The following is a 2895-nucleotide window of genomic DNA, read 5'->3' on the forward strand; positions in this document are numbered from 1 at the left end:
TTTAGGGTTGTATAGTCAAGTAATGAAGTGCACATGGTGGATGCCTTGGCAGTCAGAGGCGATGAAAGACGTGACAGCCTGCGAAAAGCGTCGGGGAGGCGGCAATATCCTGTGATCCGGCGATATCTGAATGGGGAAACCCACTTGTCATAAGACAGGTATCGTAAATTTATTTACGAGGCAAACCGGGAGAAGTGAAACATCTCAGTAACCCGAGGAAAAGACATCAATAGAGATTCCCCTAGTAGCGGCGAGCGAACGGGGAGGAGCCGACTGATTATAATTTAGAGGAATGACTTGGAAAGGTCAATCGTAGAGGGTGATAATCCCGTACTCGAAAGGTTATAAGAAGCATATTAAGTAGGGCGGAACACGAGAAATTCTGTCTGAAGATGGGGGGACCATCCTCCAAGGCTAAATACTCCTGACTGACCGATAGTGAACCAGTACCGTGAGGGAAAGGCGAAAAGAACCCCTGTGAGGGGAGTGAAATAGAACCTGAAACCGTGTGCATACAAGCAGTCGGAGCATCATTTATGGTGTGACGGCGTACCTTTTGTATAATGGGTCAGCGACTTATATTCTGTAGCAAGGTTAACCGAATAGGGGAGCCGTAGGGAAACCGAGTCTTAATAGGGCGTCTAGTTGCAGGGTATAGACCCGAAACCGAGTGATCTATCCATGAGCAGGTTGAAAGTGACGTAACAGTTACCGGAGGACCGAACCCACTGTCGTTGAAAAGCCAGGGGATGACTTGTGGATAGGGGTGAAAGGCTAATCAAACTCGGTGATAGCTGGTTCTCCCCGAAAGCTATTTAGGTAGCGCCTCGGACGAACACCATTGGGGGTAGAGCACTGTTTCGGCTAGGGGGTCATCTCGACTTACCAAACCGATGCAAACTCCGAATACCGATGAGTGATATCCGGGAGACAGACGGCGGGTGCTAACGTCCGTCGTCAAGAGGGAAACAACCCAGACCGCCAGCTAAGGCCCCAAATTCCTAGTTAAGTGGGAAACGATGTGGGAAGGCACAGACAGCTAGGAGGTTGGCTTAGAAGCAGCCATCCTTTAAAGAAAGCGTAATAGCTCACTAGTCGAGTCGGCCTGCGCGGAAGATGTAACGGGGCTCAAACTAGGAGCCGAAGCTGCGGATTTAATTGTTTCAATTAAGTGGTAGGGGAGCATTGTGTAAGCCTGTGAAGGTGTGTTGTAAAGCATGCTGGAGGTATCACAAGAGCGAATGCTGACGTGAGTAACGACAATGCGAGTGAAAAGCTCGCACGCCGGAAGACCAAGGGTTCCAGTCCAACGTTAATCGGGGCTGGGTGAGTCGACCCCTAAGGCGAGGCCGAAAGGCGTAGTCGATGGGAAATCGGTTAATATTCCGATACTTGTTTATGATGCGATGGAGGGACGGAGAAGGTTATGCCAGCTTGGCGATGGTTGTCCAAGTGGAAGGATGTAGTTAGGTTTAGTAGGCAAATCCGCTAGACTATTAATGAGATCTGATAGCAAGCTGTACTTGTACAGCGAAGTGGCAAATACCCTGCTTCCAGGAAAAGCTTCTAAGCGATAGTCATAAAGAAATCGTACCCTAAACCGACACAGGTGGTCAGGTAGAGAATACCAAGGCGCTTGAGAGAACTCTGCTGAAGGAACTAGGCAAAATGGTACCGTAACTTCGGGAGAAGGTACGCTGCCGATGGTGAGTAGACATGCTCTACAAAGCTATTGGCAGTCGCAGATACCAGGCCGCTGCAACTGTTTATTAAAAACACAGCACTCTGCAAACACGAAAGTGGACGTATAGGGTGTGATGCCTGCCCGGTGCTGGAAGGTTAATTGATGGGGTTAGCGTAAGCGAAGCTCTTGATCGAAGCCCCAGTAAACGGCGGCCGTAACTATAACGGTCCTAAGGTAGCGAAATTCCTTGTCGGGTAAGTTCCGACCTGCACGAATGGCATAATGATGGCGGCGCTGTCTCCAGCAGAGACTCAGTGAAATCGAAATCGCAGTGAAGATGCTGTGTACCCGCGGCTAGACGGAAAGACCCCGTGAACCTTTACTACAGCTTTACATTGAACTTTGACCTTACCTGTGTAGGATAGGTGGGAGGCTTTGAAGCAGGCACGCCAGTGTCTGTGGAGCCATCCTTGAAATACCACCCTGGTAATGTTGGGGTTCTAACTCAAGCTTAACAGAGCTGAGGACAATGTATGGTGGGTAGTTTGACTGGGGCGGTCTCCTCCTAAAGAGTAACGGAGGAGTACGAAGGTGCGCTCAGAACGGTCGGAAATCGTTCGAAGAGTATAAAGGCAAAAGCGCGCTTAACTGCGAGACCCACAAGTCGAGCAGATACGAAAGTAGGTCTTAGTGATCCGGTGGTTCTGTATGGAAGGGCCATCGCTCAACGGATAAAAGGTACTCTGGGGATAACAGGCTGATACCGCCCAAGAGTTCATATCGACGGCGGTGTTTGGCACCTCGATGTCGGCTCATCTCATCCTGGGGCTGAAGCAGGTCCCAAGGGTATGGCTGTTCGCCATTTAAAGAGGTACGCGAGCTGGGTTTAGAACGTCGTGAGACAGTTCGGTCCCTATCTACCGTGGGCGTTGGAAATTTGAGAGGATCTGCTCCTAGTACGAGAGGACCAGAGTGGACGAACCTCTGGTGTTTCGGTTGTGACGCCAGTCGCATTGCCGAGTAGCTATGTTCGGATGGGATAACCGCTGAAAGCATCTAAGCGGGAAGCCCACCTTAAGATTAGATTTCCCTAAAGAGCCGTTGTAGACTACGACGTTGATAGGTTGGGTGTGGAAGCATAGTGATATGTGTAGCTAACCAATACTAATTGCTCGTTTGGCTTGACTATACAACGCCTAAATGGCTTTGTA

1 rRNA gene is annotated in these 2895 nt (G+C 49.8%); it reads left to right on the forward strand.

The window, feature by feature from the left end:
- Positions 1–13: 13 nt before the first annotated feature.
- Positions 14–2873 (forward strand): 23S ribosomal RNA (locus tag EJ361_RS25470).
- Positions 2874–2895 lie beyond the last annotated feature (22 nt).

It is taken from the genome of Chitinophaga rhizosphaerae (assembly GCF_003958645.1).
GTDB classification, from domain to species: Bacteria; Bacteroidota; Bacteroidia; order Chitinophagales; family Chitinophagaceae; genus Chitinophaga; species Chitinophaga rhizosphaerae.